The organism is Leptolyngbya sp. CCY15150 (genome assembly GCF_016888135.1).
Taxonomy (GTDB): Bacteria; Cyanobacteriota; Cyanobacteriia; order RECH01; family RECH01; genus RECH01.
Map to the genome: position 1 here is coordinate 91611 of NZ_JACSWB010000278.1, position 19342 is coordinate 110952.

Here is a 19342-nt window from a genome sequence, read left to right on the forward strand (position 1 = left end):
AGATCAAAGGCGCTGGTGCAGGCTAGGGGTTGGTCTGGACATCAAATAATGAGGAGCTATCCTGTTGATCCACGTTGCGACATAGGGCGCGATCGCCATCGAGCTGTCGAAGATAATCCTGAACCCATGCACAGGCATAGTCGATCTCTGTGATCTCAAGGATTTCGGTCAGATCCCAAATCATCAGCCTGCCGTCATGCCCGCCGGAAATGAGGCGATCGTCCATGCCGCCAAACCCTAGGGCGACTATGCTGCCGCGATGACCGCTGAGGATGGCGCTGATGGCGGTATTACGGGCATTATGGTCTAAATTCCAGACCTGAATCATACCGTCTTCCCGACTAGCGGCTAGACGGTTGCCGCTGGGGCTAAAGCTGATGCGATGGATGGGGCTGGAATAGTTGGTGATCGAACCGGTTGGGGTTAGCTTGCTGTCCGAGTCGATCTGCCAAAGCTTCACCGATCCATCAATGCTGGCGGTAGCTATTGTCTGCCCTTGAGGACTGAAAGCAGCGTCGGCGATCGCTTGGTCATGCGCCGGTAGGGTCTGCAGACGTTTGCCTTCCAAATCCCAAAGAAAGAGGTTTTGACCACCGCCGACCATAATCCAATCTCTGGTGGGATGGGCGTCGAGACCTAGCAATCGTTGGTCTTCCTCGGTAGACAGCACCTGCAGCATCTGTCCGCTGAGATCCCAAATCCGCACGGTGCCATCTGCTCCGCTAGAAATGAGGCGATCGCCCCTAGCGTTGAATATGAGATCATGAATGGCTCCCTCGTGGCCGTCTAAACGTTGTGCCAACGTTATGTCTAGGGTATCCACCGCCCCTGCATCGGTGAGTTGGGTCATGTCATCAGCGATCGCCCATAGAAGGATGCGTCCCTCATGGTCTCCTGAGGCGAGATAGCTGCCATTGGGGCTAAAGGCAACGGCTTCCACAGTATCGTTGTGCTCGGTGAGTTCTTGAAGCTGTTGGCCGGTCTGCCGCCATAGACGTACCCGTTGATCGCCGCTGGCGGTGGCAATGATGCCGCTGGCTGTATGGACGGCATGGTCATTGATTTCCCAATTAGGATGGGCGTTAATGATGCGGCGGCGGGTATTTTGTTGCCAGAGTCGCAGGGTGCGATCGGCGCTGACGGAGGCGATCGCACCGGTGGGATGTACGGCTAGATCTAAGACCTGATGCTCATGACCCAAAAATGTTTCCTTGAGGACGCCATCTGTAGACCAGAGATGAATGCGTCGGTCGCGTCCAGCGGAGACGAGGGTGTCGCGATCGGCAAAGGCGAGGGCTTCGATTCTGCTGACATGGGCTGATGAGATTGTCCCGACCTGAACACCGGCTGCATCCCAGAGGGTGACGGTGCCATTTTGAGCGCCCGCTGCAATCAGGTCGCCGTCGGGATGGATGGCGATCGCTGAAATGGATCCGGTATCCGTCGTCATTTGCCGTAGCAGGTCTCCCGTTAGTGACCATTGGTCTATCCCGCGGTCATGGCTGGTGAGGATGGTTTGGCCATCGGGCATCATGGCGACTTGGGTCACGGAGCCATCTGGCAGGGGCGTGGTTTGCTGGACTTGGCCATCGAGTGTCCAGCGCTTCATGGTCTGATCTTGTCCTACCGAGAGCAGATGTGCCCCATCGGGACTGTAGACCATACTGACCACGCCTCCAGGGTGGGCTTCGGGGATGGTGGAGGTGAGAGTACCGTCTAGCGACCACTGTTTGAGGGTGCCATCCTCACTGGCGGTCAGTACAGATTGGCTGGTGGGATGAAATAGAACTTGGGTGATGGGGCGATCGCTCCTATGGCCAAAGCTTGCCTTGAGGTCGCCCTGAACCGTCCAGATCGTTCCGGTGCCATTTTCGTAGGATACCGCCATCCATTGCCCATCGGGACTGAAGGCGACGCTGGTTGGGATGTCGGCAGTGCTAATTCGGTTAAATTCCTGAATACTGTAGACAACTTGCCGCAGGGCAAGATCGACTTGGTTGCGTGCTGCTACGGTGTCGGCTTGCTGAGTTAGCCAGTAATCGCTGCGTTGCCTTGCTTGCAAAACCTCGACGAGGGCATCGAGATGATTATTATCGTTGGATAAGATACGGCTATAGAGACTCGTGATCTTCACCGTTTGGATGGATGACCGACGATATTCTGACAGAGCAACGCCCACAGCTCCCAGCAGCGCAAACAGACCGAGGGTGACCACCTGCAGCAGCAGGCGCTGGCGTTTAAATGATTGTTGTTCAGCCGCTAGCCGTCCTTCCGCTTCTTGAGCTCGTTCTTCCTGGAGTTTCAGCAGAATAGCCTGCTTACGGCTTTCCTCGGCGGTGATGGTGTCGGCAAGCTGCTGGCTGGCATTAATAAACTGTCGCTGCAGCTTGGTAACAGGGGGATTTTTCTGGGTATCGTCCGCCTCTCTGAGCCAGGTATTAGCGATCGCCAACTCACTGCCCCGCAACAGCAGATCGGGGTTTTTCTGTTTATCTCCCCAAGCGATCGCCCTCTGAAGCCAGTGGGTATGGCTATGGACATGGTCGCGATCGACCTCTAGCATCCGCACCAGTTCACTAAAGTTGATGGTGAAGCTACCGCCATCGTCACTAAAATCGATGGGGGGAATTCCCTTCAGGATGTCTGGCAGTTCGTCGCTGAGTCCGTAGGGTAAGACGGGAATAATTCGCTTGTTGATTTGGAGAGCGTGATGTACTTCTGACTCATGATTGGGAAGATCAAGGGTATAGGGCGCAATGATGACCAGGACGTTATCACAGGTTTCTAGCCCATGCAGCACCTCGGCATCCGCGCCAAGACGGGATTCTACATTATCTTGATCAAACCAGGTGGTCTTTCCTTGAAGCTGTAGTGCTTCATTGAGCCGCCGCGCAAAATCTGCTTCCTCCATGGGATAGGAAATAAAGACGTCCAGCGATTCTTCAGGCGGATGACTGAGACTGGCGTTGATGTAGTCCTGTTGTAGAGAGGTGGGGGGATGGTCGGGATTTTGCTGGGTGCTCTTGAGCCATGCCTCGGCTTGTTCTAGACGATAGCCTCGTAATAAGATGCTGGTATTTCGGTTCTGATCGCGCCATTTGAGGGCGCGGGTGAGCAAGATTTTATGAAGTTCGTAATACTGGGCGTTATCCTGAAGGGTAGCAATTAGTTTATCTAAACTGGCGTGATAATGAATCGGATCATCCGCTTGGCTAAAGTCAATAAACTGCAGCGATCGCAACTGCAGCGGTAGGGCATGAACGGGGGCATCCTCTTCTAGCTTGGTGTAAATTGCATCTAGACCGCGTCGGTTGCGCCGAGAGGATGATGTTAATGCGTCGATCGCTTCCATCTGTAGGGGAATGATCCGTTTGTGATGGCTGAAGGCATGGGCTAACTGATGCTGACAGTCGTCGCTGCTGAGGGATGCCTGGGAGAGCAGATAGACAACGGCGTCGGCTCCTTCAATGCCGCGATCGCTCACCGCCTGCGTATCTTCTCCGGTGCGAATGTCGGTGGTGTCTGTCCAAACCGTAAAGCCCTTGCGCATCAGGCTTCGCCGAATGTTCTCCATACGGGGGCGATCGCTGTCGGCGTAGCATAGAAATACCTGCGCCATCAAGTTATTGGCGTTTTTGATGCTCTCGCAGATAAATTCACAGTGGAGATCGGTGGGTTCGCAGGGGGCTTGCTCGGTGGTGAACTGAACGCGTAGCCAGTCTTCTCCTAGGAGGCGATCGCGCCCGGTGAGTAAGTAACGTGATTGCTGTTGATTGCGAGACCAAGTGAGAGCTTGGTTTAGGAAAACCGTATGGCGATGGACATAGTCGCGATGACGATGCATAACCTCCAACAGCCCGGCAAAGGAGGTGTCAAAATCATCCATGCCCTCTCGGAAATAAACCCAATTAATTTTGCCAATCACGGGATGCATGTTGGGAAAGCTGGAGTGCAATCCTTGGGCTTGGTAGTCTTGCCATTGGGCGATCGTCTGGCTGGGGTAGCGCTGCTGCCACGTTTCGTAGGAAATTTGCTCAACGTGTAAGAGCGGAATAATCCGTTTCTGGCAGTTCAGGGCTAACTCAATTTCCTTACCGCAGTAGGGAGAGTTAACCGCGTGGGGAGCGATAATAAATAAGAAGTTATGAGACTGCTCAATGCCAACGTCAATTTGATTTTGAAAATCAACTCCCAGGGGAATATTGTTTTGGTCGAACCAAATATCAAGGTCATGGTTCACCAAGTGGGCGTGGAGTTTTTTGGCAAACACGAGGCTGTCGGCACGGCCGTAGGAGATAAACGCATCCTGGAAGTCGGGCATGGACGATTTAAGGAGAGGGTAAAAACAACAAAGGACTGCTTCAATCCTACCGATAGATCTCCCGTTCTTTCTCCCTAGTTTGCCGATTGTTGTGAATACATGATGACCCTGGTGGGTTTCACCCAAGGCCAGGATGACCTCATGTATCAACCCAAACATCTCATCCCGTATGGGGTGACTGGGTTGAAGGTGCCTTAGTTAATATCGCCAGCTAATGTCGCCAGCGGGCTCGATAGCCTCGGGCGTCGAGGTGGCTGAGGCTGGGAAAGCTGGTGTAGCGACCGAGTCCGCCGGGCCACCATGGATCGAGCGACCAATAGAGCTGATCGCCGGTGAGGCCATCGCAGTAAAAATCGATGGCATCGCCTACAATATGCCGACTTTCCGATGCACCCCCCACCCGGCGGTTAATATCGGGTGGACGATACCAGCTGGTGATGCGGAAGGGGCGACCAATGCGATCGCGGGCCTGTTGAGCCAGGGTAGCGATGCGGATAATGGCGTTCACCGTGGCCTGATCCGGGGGCATCCTCGTGCCGCCGTGGGTGGCTTCTGCCCAGGTAAAGTTGCCGTTGGGAATAATCGAGGCGTGGATTTGAATATTGGACGGTGTCCATCGAGCTGGACGGGGCGGTGTTGGGGGCGGCTGGGGTGCTGGGGCGGCATCGGGGGAGCCGCGCTGGGCCGTTTGCATGCGGCGCACGTCTTCGAGCAGGGTTTGAATGGCCGCATCCCGCGAGTCTACATTACGCCAGAGCTGGACTAAGCGGATCAAAGCATTGCGCTGGCTTTCCTTTTCTTGGTAGGAGCCGGGTACCCGCTGGACAAAATTGACGAGTTCGCGATCGAGCTGGGCGGCAATGCTGGCGAGGCGATCGCGATCAACATCTCCGGAAAACACTTGGGGGCTGACGCCCAGGGAAATCAGGGCGCTGGTGCGAGAATCGAGGGCCCGCCAGAGCCGGACCCCTTCGGTGAGGGCATTGCGCTGCTCGGCTCGCCCAGCATAGAACTGGGGAATGCGCTGCATGAAGGCCACCAAGGCAGGATCAACAATGCTGGGGCTGGAAAGGGCGGAGTTATTTTCCCGAAGGGAGGCGATCGCTTCTTCCCGAGATTCGAGCTGCCGCCAGAGCTGCACCATGCGAATCATGGATTCTCGCTGGTGGGGATAGCCGCTGTAGTAGCGCGGCACGTTGAAGATAAACTGCAGCAGCGGTTGATCGAGGCTGGTTAGGTCTGTAGGAGGTGCGCCGTCGGTGGTGTTTTGCAGGGCTGAGAAGACCGCCTGACGGCTGCCCAGCTTGCGCCACATGCGAAAGGCTTCCAGCAAGGCATCCCGCTGAAACTGTAGACCTTGGTAGTAGCGGGGCACTCGTTCGGCAAAGGTGAGCAGGGCACCATCGAGATAGACTAAGTTCTGCGGTAGTTCTGCCCCTTGATAGTCAATCGTCAGGTCTTCGATGTAGGCTTCTGTTAGCCGCAGACCATCGGTGGCTTCGAGCAAGGCCGCTTCGGTGTCATTGGATGGCGGTGAATAGCCTTCAGCGATCGCTTGAATGAATCGATCGGCATAGCGGCCGCGATCAGCATTCCACAGGTCGGTGCCCCGCCAGCCTTGGGCCGTCAGGCGATCGGTGATACTGCGCACCGTGTTGGCGGCATACTGAACCTGTCCGGCAAAGGTGGCGAGATCGGCGGCGGGAATGCGATGAATGGGATAGACGCCCAGCCCTGTTTCGCCGCTGTCAAGCTGGGGCGCACCGTGGGCACTGTAGAGCGCCGCCAATATGGGTTTATGGATACCGTTACGTTCAGCCTCTATTAGGTAGTAGTAGTTACGCTGATCGGGAGACAGTTTTGCCATAGCCAACCCCATGATTCCGTAGTATCGAGATGATCCCGAGGCGATCGCGACGGATTGCCAGGCGATCGCGACCCGTTCTTCATCCCCAAGTGTATATGCAGGACTACCCACTGACCGAGCGCTTGCCCAACTTTGCTCCTGATTTTCTCAAAAAAGTGGGGCTGATTGCCACCGATATGGACGGCACCCTCACCCGCCATGGGCGATTTACCTCCCAGCTACTCCAGACCCTGGAGGCGCTGAAAGCAGCGAATATTCCCGTGGTGATCACCACAGGGCGATCGGCAGGATGGGTGCAGGGCTTGGTCAACTATCTGCCGGTGCAGGGGGCGATCGCTGAAAATGGCGGACTTTTCTACGCCCATGGCAATGCTGCGCCAGAGTGGCTGAGCGAGATTTCCGATCGGCCCAGCCATCGCCCAGCCCTGGCCCAGATGTTTGCCAATCTACAGGACGAGTATCCCCACCTGCAAGCATCCACCGATAACCACTTTCGGCTGACGGATTGGACGTTTGACGTGGGAGAACTATCGGCGGTGGATCTACAGCGCTTGGGCGATCGCTGCCAGCAGGAGGGCTGGGGTTTCACCTACAGTACCGTGCAGTGTCACATTCGACCGCTGGCGCAAAACAAAGGGCAAGGATTGCTAGCCGTGCTACAGCACCATTTTCCCCAATACCCTCCACATTTAGTGGTGACCGTGGGCGATAGTCCCAATGATCAAGAATTGTTTCAGGACTTTCAAAACGGAGTGGGGGTGGCCAATCTACAGCCCTATCTCGATCGCCTCACCTATCGCCCTGCCTACCTCACTCTGGGGGAAGAAATTGATGGATTTTGCCAACTGGCGATCGCCCTAATTCAAGCCCGTCCGGGATCCTGAACTAGGAATGCTAATGCTACATATAGCGTTATAAACCAAGTTTCTGCCTAAAAGCTGCGCTATATTTGGAAAGTATTTTCCCGGCTGCTGGGCTACCAACCGATATCAAAATCTAGGCTATACTGCCCTATTATCAGCGGTTTGTGAGAGAGGCATTTCTTCGAACAGGGTGATGCAATCTTCAACCCAACGGCGTCGTCTGCCGCGATCGCCCTGACTGTTTGCGGCCATTTTTTTTGGCCCGTTTGCTTGCTGGTTCTCCCAGATTCTTTCAGTAGAGTAGTTTTATGGTTTCCCAAATTGAAACCCATGCCCTGAATGATCACCGCCCCTTCTGCCATACCATTGAAGGGCTGATTCAGGTGTTTACTGGGCCGCATCGAAGCTTTTTCACCAGCGTGATGGCTCAGTCCCTCCGCTTGGCAGGTCAAGGTACACCGGTGCTGGTGGTTCAGTTTCTCAAAGGTGGGATTCAGCAAGGGCCCGACCACCCCGTTCAGCTTGGTCAGCACCTCACCTGGCTGCGCTGTGATTTGCCGCGATGTATCGATACGCCCCATATCGAAGAGGCAGAGGCGATCGCCCTGCAGGCGCTTTGGGACTATACCAAGACGGCGGTCTACAGCGGCGACTATGCGCTGATCGTGCTAGACGAACTGAGCCTAGCAACCAAATTTGGCCTCATTCCTGAAGCCGAAGTTCTAGAATTTCTGCACCAGCGCCCCAGCCAAGTGGATGTGATTTTGACCGGCCCCGACATGCCCGAATCCATCCTCAACATTGCGGATCAAATTACCGAACTGCGCCGCAGTTACCGTTCTTAAACCCATTCTTTGCCTGCTCTGCAAGCCGTAAGCACATCATGATTAAAAACGATACGTGGATTCATCAAATGGCTAACCAGGGCATGATTGCGCCCTTCGAGCCATCCCTTGTGCGGCGCTTGGAGTCGGCAGGGGGCGATCGCTTGGTGATTAGCTATGGCCTCTCTTCCTATGGCTACGACATTCGCCTATCGCCAGCGGAGTTTCGTATCTTTCGGCACATACCCGGTACGGTGGTCGATCCCAAATGTTTCAACCCTGATAACTTGGTGCAAACCCAGCTCCATCAAGACGAAAGCGGCGAATTTTTCATCCTGCCGGCCCATTCCTATGGTCTAGGTGTTGCCCTGGAAAAACTGAGTATTCCTGACAATATCACCGTAATTTGTATCGGTAAATCCACGTATGCACGCTGTGGTATCATTGCCAATCTAACGCCCGCCGAAGCAGCATGGCGCGGCCATTTGACCCTGGAATTTTCCAACTCGTCGAGCGCCGACTGTCGCATTTATGCCAACGAGGGCATTGTGCAACTGCTGTTTTTGGAAGGAGAGCCTTGTCAGGTGAGCTACGAAGCCAGGCAGGGCAAGTATCAAGATCAATCCGAGACGGTGACTATTGCACGGGTTTAGGGCAGTCCGCGTGGGATTATGGCAGGATAGAGGAGCAGCGTCAACCTGGGTCTGACTATGGGCGTATTTGAAGACTTTAGCCGCTTTCTGGAAACGCGATTAGAGGAGTTTCTTCGTGATAATCCCCATCTTGAGTTGATGGCGCTAGAAGAGCAGCTTTACCAACAAGAGGAGGATGCTATCAATTTACTTGCAGAACTACAGACCCGTGAGCAGCACCTCAAGGATCAAATCCTCGAAACTGCTCAGGACGTGCAGCGCTGGCATGGACGGGTGGAAAAGGCGAAAGCCGCTCAACGATTTGATTTAGTGAAGCCTGCAGAGGAACGGGAAGCCGCTCTATTGCGCCAGGGCAATCAGCTTTGGGGGCAGATGCAGTTGACGAAGGAGCGCATCCAGCAAGCGATCGCTCTCCAAAACCAAATTCAGCAGCGTCGGAAAGAAGTGCAGTCTAAGCGAGCTGAGGCTGAGGCTGTACGCACTAGCACCCAGGCCGAACAAACCTGGCAGGCAACGGGCTGGAGCCAGAAAGATTACACGTTCCAGTCGGCTCCCGATCCGCTGGAAGCCACATTTCAGCGATGGGAGATGGATGAAGAACTTGACCATCTCAAGCGTAAGCAACGGTGATCTGATCGCCCATGGCCCCGGTCGCCCTATTGAGGCTGTTGGTTACTAGAAGCCTCGCGAAAGAGATGACCTAACACATGGAGCGATCGCTCAAACTCTTGCTGGCCACGCTGAATGTGCTGGCGCTTGCGCTGACGAACGGTTGTTTTGCCCTTGCCCTGGGTGGCAGATGCTAAGTGAGACGGTGAGCGATAGCTATTAACGTGATCCATAGCTCAACTCCTAAACCCTGATTTGTAGATGTGACTGTATTGTGGACGAAGTGGCGCTGGGGCGACGTGAGGCGATCGCCTTAGATGTGTGAAGTCGGTCAGTCTTTAAGGTGATCGATCCATGCCTATCCTGTGATTGCAATCACAGGCTGAGGGCGGAGGCGTGGAGTTATTCATGGATGTAGTCCCTTTGATGCCCATGGGAGAACCTATATGCAAAGACTTGCTCGATTCCATGCCATTCAACAGCTCGACCCAGTGCGGGATACCTGCGACATCTGTCGGCAGCTTGCGGGGTATGAATTTCCTTGGGATATCACTCGTGCCTTAGAAATTGCCTTATTCCGCACCTTTTGTGTTCCGAGTGTGGCGACGCTCCTCGATCGCACGGCGGAATTTCATCGTCATCCCCAAAAACGATACGATGATACGGGTCTGATGGTCTCGATGATTCTCAAATGGGGCTATGACTCTCCTAAAGGGCAGTCCGTGATTCAACGGATGAATCAGATCCACGGTCACTTTCCTATTCAAAATGCTGATTTTCTCTACGTCCTTTCCACCTTTATCTATGAGCCGGTGCGATGGATTGAGCGCTTTGGCTGGCGTCCCTTAAGCCCCTTAGAAAAGCAGGCTTTATTTTATTTTTGGTTGTCCATAGGGCAGCTCATGCATATTCAAGATATTCCCAGCAGCTATGAAGCCTTTGAAGCCTATAACCTAGACTACGAGCGCCAGCATTTTCACTACAGCGACGCGAATCAACGGGTGGGAGAATCTACGTTAAATCTATTTCTCAGTTGGTTTCCCCAGCCCCTGCGTCCTCTGGTGCGCCCTTTTGTTTATGCGATCATGGACGATCGCATGATCCATGCCTTTGGCTTCCCCACGCCCCAACCCTGGCAGCGTCGAGTTGTAGAGCAAGCGCTGCGATCGCGTGGCAACATCCTCCGCTACGTTCCCCCTCGGCAAACGCCTAGTTTCTACATGGATGAACCGCAACGTAGTTATCCTCAAGGGTATGAACTAACCGATCTGGGCCCGCCTCAGATGTTGCCTAAGCTCAATGCCCCTGAGGCTGGACAGACCGATTCGGGACATCAAGATTGACGAGGGCGATCGCTGTGGATATGCTGTGGACATGCTGTGGATACGATAGGTGTCTGAGATTGATAACAAGGCTATATAGATAAGCGATCGCCCGACTCCTTGCTCATACAGGCAAGCTGTTCTCGTTGATAGGTGCACTCGCGGGTTCTTTCAGGTCATCAGCGCCAACACATATGCAGTCACGCCAAATTCTTAACCCATCGATGCAGGTGCTAGATCATTCACCACAGCAGTTGGTGATTCTTGATGGCGCAAGACTTTACAGCTATGGAGGAACACCCAGCGCTAAAAAATTGGTGATTCAACCTCTGATATTTTTTGGGGTGGCCAGCGCCTTTGTTTTCTTCGCTAGCTCAGTTCTATGGCCGGCGCTTGTATTGGGAGCGATCGCTGCTGCCTTGCCCTTCACAGGCATCTTAATCGCCAGAGGGTTGGGCGGTGGTCGCTATGCAACCTATACCTTTGATCAACAAGTTGGCACCCTCACCTGTTCTACCCCGGCAATTTTTCCTGGAAGACCTCCAAAAATTATTCGTTATCCATTAAGTAGAATTTTGTCTGTTGAGCCTGTCACTAAAGATAATGATGATCCTCCACCTGTATCTTGGCTGTCGATAGAGGTTAGAATGGCAGATGAAACACTATGCCTGTATCCTGGACATAATCAGCAGGTTCAGAGCGCTATGACGTATCTAATTCGAGATTTTCTAGGTTTGGTTGCCTGATGCATGTGAGGTAGAGGAGATTATCCTATCTATGACAGATTCAGTAGGGTAGTGGTGGGACACACCTAACGTGTTGTACCAGTAGGGTGCTGTTAGGCGAAGCCGTAACGCACCGTCTGGGTTGACGGATGGACGATGGGCTGTGGCCGCTAGCCAGCCAAGACCGCCAGTTGAGCCTTAGCTTTTTGCAAGGATTCCTCCCACTCCAGACCGGGATCACTGTCGGCAACGATGCCCGCACCCACCTGCCCATAGATATGAAACGGTTGTGCGCCGGTGATGAATGGTTCATCGGGGACGGCCAGGAGGGTACGAATTAAGATATTTAGATCTAGATGTCCACGCCAGTCGAGATAGCCGCAAGAACCGTAGAAGAGGCTGCGGCGTACGGGCTCTAGCTCTTCGATAATGTCCATGCAGCGCACCTTGGGGCAGCCGGTGATGGTGCCGCCGGGGAAGAGGGCGCGAATCAGGGCGATCGCATCAATATCAGGACTCACGATCCCTCGAACATTGCTCACCAGATGCATCACGTGGCTGTAGCGCTCAATGGCGAGCAGTTCATCAACCTCCACCGTGCCCCAGTCGCAAACTCGCCCTAGGTCATTGCGCTCCAGATCCACCAGCATGATGTGTTCGGCGTTTTCCTTGGCATTGCTGAGCAGCTCTTGCTCGTAGTGGCGATCGCTCTCTGGCGTTTTTCCTCGGGGACGGGTGCCAGCAATGGGGCGGGTTTGGGCTTGGCGACCGACGCGATGGACTAAACGTTCGGGGGAACAGCTGATGACGGCACCCCAGGGCGTTTGCCAATAGCTCGCGAAGGGGGAGGGGTTGATCTGATGGAGGGTACGGTAAAGTTGCCAGGGGTCGGCAAAGCCAGTGGTAACAAATCGCAGGGAGAGGTTGGTCTGGAAGATATCGCCCGCTTGGATATAGTGCTGGGCCCGACGCACGGCGGCTTGGTAGTCGTTAGCTTGGGTGGCATAGGAGGCGCGACCCATCTGAGGCAGGCTGAGGATAGGGTTGGGGAGGGAGGTTTCTAGCTGGTGCTGGAGGCGATCGCCCGCTTGGGGATCGGTGGTGGCAATCCAGATCTGCTGCTGCCAATGGTCGAGCACGGCGAAATTCTCGGGTTCGTACCAGTAGGCAACGGGGAAGGGCAGTTGATCCTCCCGTCGCCAGGGCAGCCGTTCAATTTCCCAGGCGAGGTCATAGCCGAGCCAGCCGAGCCAGCCGCCGATAAAGGGGAGGTCGGCGTTGGGAATGTCGCTGTCACCATGGTGGAGATGCTGCAAGGTGGGCAGAATTTGCCCGAGGTTGGGAGTCCAGATGCGCCATTGATTGCCATCACGGCGGGGTGCTCCCGCACAGATGGAGTAGCGCGATTGGGGGTAGGGCTGGCTGGAATCGTAGGGGGAATAGGTGGCGGGGCTTTCCAGCAGGGTGGCGATCGCTCCAATGCCTGTACAAAAGGGCGATCGAAATAATTGCTCAAAGACGTCCGATCCGGTGCGCTGTTGCAAGGGCAGCGATCGCCAGTGCCAGGGTCGGCTGTTGGACTCTCGGCTCATCCGCGCCCGCCCCAATAGATGCGCAGCCCCCAAAAGGCTAGGATGCCGACCATGATGATGCCATCCCTGAGCTGTAGGCGAAATTCGTACCAGCGTACCTGGTGTTGATTGGCACCGACAAAGCCACGCACGAGCATGGCGCTGGCAATTTGCTCGGCCCGCAGCAGTAGGTTTTCCAAGAATCGTTCGGCCACCGTCAGCCAAACTTGGGCGGAGCCGCGAAAGCCCAGCTTTTTCCAGCTAATGCCTCGGGTGCGCACGGCGCGAACCAGGTTTTGCACTTCCTCCAACACCAGGGGAATGAACCGCAGGGAGAGGGTGAGGGTGAGCACAATTTCGGTCACGGGAACACCGAACCGTTTCAGGGGTTGGGCGAGGTATTCAAAGGCGGCGGCAATTTCTTCGGGTGCGGTGGTCAAGAGATACAGCGTGCTGCTGTAGAGCAGGATAAACGTGAGGCTGCCGATACGAACCGCGAGGTCGAGGGAGCGCTGGGTCACTTTGAGGATCACCTGCCGGTTGCCCATGCGAAAGAGGGGCTGCTGCACCAAAATGTAGCGGTAGCTGGTGGGCTGGGGTAAATTAGCGAGGGCTTCGTCGGCGGGTTCGGGTGGTGCATCAGGCGATCGCACCCTATTGAAGGTGAGATCCTGGGCCGGCAATCGGGGCGTGTAAGACACATTCAGCCCATCGGGGGCAATGGTGGTGATGCCAAACAACAGCAGGCTGAAGGCAGCTAAGAGACCCAACTGCCGCCGCCATACCCGTCCTGGAATGCGCAGGATAAAGGTGAGGACGATCAGAAAGCCAACGATGGAAAGCCGCCAAGCAGAATTGGCAGCAATGGGGCTAAGCAAAATGCTGACCAACCACCCGAGTTTGATCCGCGGATCGGTTTTATGCAGCCAAGTAACGGGCGTTTCAAGATAGAGCCCAATCGGGAGCGATCGCAATAAATCCATAGAAGACCAGAGGTGCCCAATCGACTTTCCATCCTACCCTGATTCCGCCCTGCCCTAAGTTTGCCTAGCGGCGCTACACGCGGGTGGCGCGGTTGGATCCCCGTTCCATTTCGCGCATCTTCTTACCGCGCCACAGGAGACGAACCGGGGTGCCCGCAAAGCCAAGGCTTTCGCGGAATTTGCGTTCAATATAGCGCTGGTAGTTGTTGCCAAAGAGTTTAGGATCGTTGACAAAGAGGGCGATGGAGGGCGGCTGGCTGGTCACTTGGGTGCCGTAGTAAATCCGACCCTGGCGACCTTGGCGGGTGGTGGGCGGCGAGTGCCAACGGGCAGCGTCTTCCAAGACTTCGTTGATCACTGAGGTGGAGACGCGGCGCTGGTGCTGTTCAGCAGCCCGATCGACTAGTTCCAAAATCTTGGGTACCCGCTGTCCAGTGAGGGCGCTGACGTAAATCATCTCGGCCCATTCCACAAAGTAGAGGCGATCGCGGGTTTTCTGTTCGTGGTCGTAGATGGTGTAGGAGTCTTTTTCGACGCCGTCCCATTTGTTTACCACCACCACACAGGCCCGGCCTTCTTCGGCGATGCGTCCGGCTAGCTTCTGGTCTTGCTCGGTGACGCCATCGACGGCATCAATCACCAACAGCACCACATTGGCTCGGCGAATGGCCTTAAAGGCTCGGTTGATGCCAAAAAACTCTGGGCCGTATTCCACCTGTTTCTTTTTGCGAATACCGGCCGTGTCGATGAGCCGGTAGCGCTTGCCGTCTCGTTCCACCACCATGTCAATGGCATCGCGGGTGGTGCCGGAAATGGGGCTAACGATCGCCCTGGCTTCGCCCACAAAGGCATTGAGCAGGCTCGATTTACCCACGTTGGGTCGTCCGACGATGGCCACACGGATTTCGTCCAGTTCTTCCAGTTCACTAATCGGCGGTAGATGGGTGATTAGCTGATCCAGCAGATCGCCGGTGCCGTTACCGTGGATGCCTGAGACGGGAAAGGGTTCGCCCAGTCCTAGGCTCCAAAATTCCGCCGCCTGCATCAGCCCCTTGTCGGGCGATTCGCACTTGTTCACCGCAATCAACACCGGCACGGAATGCTGACGTAGCCAGGTAGCAATTTCTTCATCACTGTTGGTGACGCCGTCTTGACCATCCACCACCATGATCGCCGCGCTAGCTTCGGCGAGGGCCGCCATGGCCTGTTCGCGAATCAGCGGCAGAAATTCCGTATCGTCATCAAACACAAGACCGCCGGTATCGACGACTAAAAAGTCTCGATCTTGCCAGAAAGCTGGCTTGTAGGTGCGATCGCGCGTCACCCCGGGCTCATCATGAACGATCGCTTCGTTCACCCCAGCGAGACGATTGACCAGCGTAGACTTGCCCACATTGGGGCGACCAATAATTGCAACAACCGGCAGTACCATAGACTTATGCGTGAGACGTCAGCCGCGATAGAGAGTGATTCAGAATAGACGAGTAAAAATCTGAGCCATTCACGAACCCCCATCACCCCCGCCGTAATGATGCGATCGCCTTGTCTAGAGCATTGCTAGACTGCTTAGAACTCCGCTGCTCAAATACCCAAATTTCTATTGTACTCGCAATCTTAGAACTCAGGGGGCGATCGCCATGCCCAACTCGCAGATGCCGGCTTCCGCCTCTTGCCGCAGTCGGTGGGCAATGCGAAACAGTTCTTGCCCCGTATGGATGTAATGCTCGGCATAGCTGGCGGTGAAGCGATCGAGTTCATCCACGCCATCGCTAAGCTGGCTGAGACAGTAGTAAAGATTGGCTGCGGCCCCGGCAACGCTGGCGGGGTTGGGCATGGATTGAAAAAGCTGATGGGCCAGGGCTAGGGCTTCTCGGCACTGTTCCAAATAGGCTTGAAAATCGTCCATCAACTCATCATCAAAGGGATCGGCGGCGAGGTCGTCAATTTGCTCATCTAGAGAGTACAACACCTCACACAGTTCACGATTGACCGGTTGATAGACTCGCTGCAGCCATTGGCGCAGATGTTCATCCGCATCTCGTCCTCGGCGGCGCTGGCGGGGAGATGGCCCACGCTCTGCCTGGCGATCGGGTTTGTGCTGACCATAGCCAAGCTGGCGATCGTAGGAACGCCGGGTTTGGGGATCGCTGAGAATTTCGTAGGCAGCATTAATCTGGGCGATCGCTTCATGACTGCCGATATGCCGATTGCTGTCAGGATGGAAGCGTTTAACCAACTGCCGGTAGGAACGCTTAATGTCCGCCTGGGTTGCAGAGGGGCTAACAGAAAGGGTGTGGTAATGGGTTGCGTTGACCATAAAAGCTATTGTAATCAAGGGTCAGCGCAGCGTCAGCCGATTGCTCAGGATGTCATGACCCAGAGTTAAGGTAGGCCTTGGCTTCTTGGGCAACCGACTCCATGGGATCGTGGGACAGGTGCTCTAGGGTAGCTCGGACGTCAGGACTATCGAGACGGCTCAGGGCCTGCACGACGCGGTAGCGCACTTGCCAATCATCGCTGTTGGCATAGGGAATTAAGAGGGGGATGGCTCGATGATCGCCAAATTCTCCCAGGGCCCCGATCGCCACCGTGCGCACCAGTTCATTCTCAGAACTCAAGGCCGTACAGAGCAGCTCAAAGGCACGCGGTTCGCCCATTTCGCTCAAGGCAGCCACGATGCTGACGTGGATCAGCCACTCGGAGGTGGAGTGGTACAGCTTTTCCAAGTCGTCGTAGGCCTCGGTGAGCTTCAGCGCGCCTAGGGAGTCGGCTGCGGCCGCCTGCACGTCGAGCTCGGGATCATTCAGAAGGCGATCGCGCAAGAGATGCAGGGCATGGTGCCGATCTTGGAGCCCTAGGGACGCCAGTTGGCTGACGGCGGCATACCGCACCCGCACATTGGCGTCGTTAATGGCGGGCTGGATCATCTGAAAGGCAACGGCTGGATCAATCTTTCGGAGTTGATTGATGCCACTGATGCGATCGCCGGCATCATCGGCAGTGAGTAAGGCCTGGATCGACTCTGGATGGGTCATGGGCAAATACACTTGTCTCAAAGGGGCTTCGTGATCCGATCTCGGGACGGGACTGGCGGGGATCTAGTCTTGGCTAGCCATATGGCGAATGATGTCACCTCGGGTCAAAATGCCGACCAAGGTGCCGTCACTGTCTACCACGGGTAGGCGACGTACATGGCGCTCGTGCATGAGCTGGGCGGCGGCATTCAGTGGCTTACTGGGCGGCACGGTGACACTTTCTTTGGTCATGACTTCGCCCACGGTTTGCCCCAAGGCTTTGTGGAGTTCGCGGTCGTAGCGAGCTGGATTTTCGAGATAGATGACGCTATCCAGCAGCATGATATAGGCGGGCGGGGTCACCCCCGTTTGCTGCCACATCAGATCGCTTTCGGAAATGACGCCGACCAGTTTGCCCTGATCGTCAACCACGGGCAATCCACTAATGTGGCGCTCCGCCAAAATTTGAATTGCTTCTTTGAGGGGAGAGTTGGGATTGACCGTGATCGGATCCCGACTCATGACCTCGGCGACGGTTATGGGCATAGTTGAACCTAAAGGGCGATGGATTATCTATGTTCCATTATTAAGGACGGTCGGGGATCAGCCCTGAGGGATTCACAGGTTGTTACATCCGACACGGTTTTCCCCAGGGAGGGCGATCGCTCTTCACAAGTCACCGTTGGGGATTGGGTGGGATTGGGTAGGTGGCTTAGCTTAGGAATCCCTGCTCTACCCTAACGACTCGCAATAATGCTGCAGGATGGTGATGCAATGGGCGATCGCATCCAGGTGGGCGATCTCGTAGCCGTGGGTGTTTTCGGTGGGAAAGCTCAGGCAGGCGGCCCGCCCCACGTGACCGTTTTTCATGGCGATGGAGGCATCACTGCCAAAGCCGCTGAGGGCCGCGAGCTGCAGGGGGATCTGGGCAGCGATCGCCGCCTGTTGCAGCTCTTGGTTGAGCCCATCGTCATAGATCCCGTAGCCGTCCTGCACCAGCAGCACCGGGGCTGGCCCATCCTGCACCGGATATTCCAGCGACAGGGGGCAAATTTCTAAGGCAATCAGGGCGTCGAGGGTTTGAGACTGGGCAATCTGCCGGGCGATCGCTTCTAGGGTATTGCGGGGGACGGTGTCGTCTTGATCGAGAGACTGGAGCAGCCGCTGGCTGAAGCTTTGGGCGAAGTGCTGGGTGAAGTACAGCGCCCCGATCGCGCCCACTTCTTCCTTCGCGGAAGCAACGAGGTAGACATCCACGGCGGGCGATCGCAGGCCTTCGCCCAAGCCCAGCAAAATGGCTAGCGATGCCTTGTTGTCTAGGGTGTAGCTGGCGATGTGATCCTGCAGGCGAAAGGGGCGCTTGCGGTGCTTGCCGATCACCATGCGGGTGCCGGGATGGATGCCCGCGGCCGCCAGCTCCTCGGGGGTACGCTTGGTTTCCACCCAGGCATCTTGCCAGCGGACAGTCTGATCGTCCTGGAGCACCTTTTGGGGTGATTCGTGGGACACATGGCGTGATCCAAAGCTGAGGATGCCGCTGACGGTGTGGCGATCGCCCAAAAGATCCACCACGCCCTCCCCATAGACCCAGGGAAAGGCACCGCCGAGCTTGCCCACCCGTACCCGTCCCTCGGCGTCAATGGTTTTCACCAAGCCGCCAATTTCGTCCTTATGGGCAGTGATGGCGATCGCCCGGCTAGAATCCTGCCCGGCCACGCGGGCGATCACATTTCCGGCTGGATCCTGCCAACAGTCGAGCCCGAGGGCGGTGAACTGCGCTCGCAAATAGCCATCAATCTCACCCTCAGCGCCGCTGGGGGAATGGTGCATCACCAGGGTTTCGATGACCTGGAAGAGGCGATCGCGATCGGTCATGGCTGGGGTCATTGGGCTGGCTTTTGGTGATGAACTTCCACCACGGTATGCACGTTACCGCGAGGGGTGAAGTCGCCCTTGATGGTCATCTCTAGGGGATCGCAGGCGGCGACTAAATCGTCCAAAATCTGGTTCACCGATTCTTCGTGGGAGATGTAGCGATCGCGATAGCTGTTGATATAGAGCTTAATGGCCTTCAGTTCCACCACCCGCTGGTTGGGTACATAGGTGACGTAGATGGTGGCAAAGTCGGGATAGCCGGAAAACGGACATTTGCAGGTAAATTCCGGCAGGCTGATGGCAATGGTATAGCGGCGGCCGGGACGGGGGTTGGGGAAGGTAATCAGGTTGCCTTCGGCGATTTCCCGTTCTCCATACTTGGGTTCATCGTTTTGGGCCGTAGCTTGGGTGTTGGGTTGATGGTCTACGGTGGTGGAGCTAGATGCAGGGTTAGTCATGGCTTGCGTTGAGTCTAATTGGTTCTAGATATTAGGTGCATGGTCTACTTCTACCATCATCTCTTGATGGGCAGGTGTGGGGCAAGTCGTAACCAATTTCGCAAAAACGGGATCGATCGCTCAAATTTCAGCTACCCTAAGGTCAGTCTTTTCCGTCGATGTACATGTTCTGTCCAGGCACGCCTGCCTTGATTCAGTCCTTAGATGTGGGCAGCGGATGAAGACTCACGGATGATCAAGGTTTCCCGGCTCCCCCG

17 protein-coding genes are annotated in these 19342 nt (G+C 55.6%); 6 read left to right on the top strand and 11 right to left on the bottom strand.

Features of this window, described 5'->3' with window-relative positions:
• Positions 1–22: 22 nt before the first annotated feature.
• Both JUJ53_RS20930 and JUJ53_RS20935 read right to left on the bottom strand, forming a co-directional pair.
• The gene (locus JUJ53_RS20930) at positions 23–4321 is read right to left on the bottom strand and encodes a TIR domain-containing protein (protein ID WP_204153971.1); all 4299 of its coding nucleotides are present in this window, start codon (positions 4319–4321) and stop codon (positions 23–25) included.
• 211 nt (positions 4322–4532) lie between these two features.
• Positions 4533–6299, bottom strand: a complete 1767-nt coding sequence (locus JUJ53_RS20935; RefSeq protein WP_343328005.1) for a D-Ala-D-Ala carboxypeptidase family metallohydrolase — start codon at positions 6297–6299, stop codon at positions 4533–4535.
• Here JUJ53_RS20935 and JUJ53_RS20940 point away from each other — a divergent pair.
• The 4 genes from JUJ53_RS20940 (at position 6284) to JUJ53_RS20955 (ending at position 9158) form a co-directional block, all read left to right on the top strand.
• Positions 6284–7072, top strand: a complete 789-nt coding sequence (locus JUJ53_RS20940) for an HAD family hydrolase (protein ID WP_204153972.1) — start codon at positions 6284–6286, stop codon at positions 7070–7072. The genes JUJ53_RS20935 and JUJ53_RS20940 overlap by 16 nt on opposite strands.
• Positions 7073–7359: 287 nt before the next feature.
• Positions 7360–7896 (top strand): P-loop NTPase family protein, encoded by a 537-nt coding sequence (locus JUJ53_RS20945; protein ID WP_204153973.1) that lies wholly within the window; start codon positions 7360–7362, stop codon positions 7894–7896.
• Between the two features lie 38 nt (positions 7897–7934).
• On the top strand, positions 7935–8528 hold the full coding sequence (dcd, locus tag JUJ53_RS20950; protein WP_204153974.1) for a dCTP deaminase: 594 nt from the start codon (positions 7935–7937) through the stop codon (positions 8526–8528).
• A 57-nt stretch (positions 8529–8585) separates the two neighbouring features.
• Positions 8586–9158, top strand: a complete 573-nt coding sequence (locus JUJ53_RS20955) for a TIGR04376 family protein (RefSeq protein WP_204153975.1) — start codon at positions 8586–8588, stop codon at positions 9156–9158.
• A gap of 26 nt (positions 9159–9184) precedes the next feature.
• On the opposite strand, the gene JUJ53_RS20960 is transcribed toward JUJ53_RS20955, so the two are convergent.
• Positions 9185–9370, bottom strand: coding sequence for a hypothetical protein (locus JUJ53_RS20960; protein ID WP_204153976.1), 186 nt, complete (start codon positions 9368–9370; stop codon positions 9185–9187).
• Positions 9371–9583: 213 nt separating this feature from the next.
• Between JUJ53_RS20960 and JUJ53_RS20965 the strand changes: the two genes are divergently transcribed.
• Together JUJ53_RS20965 and JUJ53_RS20970 are read left to right on the top strand one after the other, a co-directional pair.
• On the top strand, positions 9584–10480 hold the full coding sequence (locus JUJ53_RS20965; protein ID WP_204153977.1) for an oxygenase MpaB family protein: 897 nt from the start codon (positions 9584–9586) through the stop codon (positions 10478–10480).
• 173 nt (positions 10481–10653) lie between these two features.
• On the top strand, positions 10654–11205 hold the full coding sequence (locus JUJ53_RS20970; RefSeq protein WP_204153978.1) for a hypothetical protein: 552 nt from the start codon (positions 10654–10656) through the stop codon (positions 11203–11205).
• Between the two features lie 149 nt (positions 11206–11354).
• Here the strand turns inward: JUJ53_RS20970 and JUJ53_RS20975 are convergent, their stop codons facing one another.
• The 8 genes from JUJ53_RS20975 to queF all read right to left on the bottom strand — a co-directional run bounded on the left by JUJ53_RS20975 (position 11355) and on the right by queF (position 19085).
• The gene (locus JUJ53_RS20975) at positions 11355–12776 is read right to left on the bottom strand and encodes an anthranilate synthase component I (protein WP_204153979.1); all 1422 of its coding nucleotides are present in this window, start codon (positions 12774–12776) and stop codon (positions 11355–11357) included.
• A complete protein-coding gene (locus tag JUJ53_RS20980) occupies positions 12773–13738 on the bottom strand; it encodes an energy-coupling factor transporter transmembrane protein EcfT (protein ID WP_204153980.1) in 966 nt (321 codons plus the stop codon). The genes JUJ53_RS20975 and JUJ53_RS20980 overlap by 4 nt, the downstream gene beginning before the upstream one ends.
• 73 nt (positions 13739–13811) lie before the next feature.
• Positions 13812–15170 carry a ribosome biogenesis GTPase Der gene (gene der, locus JUJ53_RS20985; RefSeq protein WP_204153981.1) on the bottom strand — a complete coding sequence of 453 codons (1359 nt, stop codon included), beginning with the start codon at positions 15168–15170 and terminating at the stop codon, positions 13812–13814.
• A gap of 189 nt (positions 15171–15359) precedes the next feature.
• On the bottom strand, positions 15360–16055 hold the full coding sequence (locus JUJ53_RS20990; RefSeq protein ID WP_204153982.1) for a J domain-containing protein: 696 nt from the start codon (positions 16053–16055) through the stop codon (positions 15360–15362).
• Positions 16056–16107: 52 nt separating this feature from the next.
• Positions 16108–16773 (bottom strand): phycobilisome degradation protein NblB, encoded by a 666-nt coding sequence (locus tag JUJ53_RS20995; protein ID WP_204154165.1) that lies wholly within the window; start codon positions 16771–16773, stop codon positions 16108–16110.
• Between the two features lie 63 nt (positions 16774–16836).
• Positions 16837–17298, bottom strand: a complete 462-nt coding sequence (locus tag JUJ53_RS21000) for a CBS domain-containing protein (protein ID WP_204153983.1) — start codon at positions 17296–17298, stop codon at positions 16837–16839.
• A gap of 186 nt (positions 17299–17484) precedes the next feature.
• Positions 17485–18627, bottom strand: a complete 1143-nt coding sequence (locus tag JUJ53_RS21005) for a M42 family peptidase (RefSeq protein ID WP_204154166.1) — start codon at positions 18625–18627, stop codon at positions 17485–17487.
• An 8-nt stretch (positions 18628–18635) separates the two neighbouring features.
• A complete protein-coding gene (queF, locus tag JUJ53_RS21010) occupies positions 18636–19085 on the bottom strand; it encodes a preQ(1) synthase (RefSeq protein ID WP_204153984.1) in 450 nt (149 codons plus the stop codon).
• Between the last annotated feature and the right edge of the window lie 257 nt (positions 19086–19342).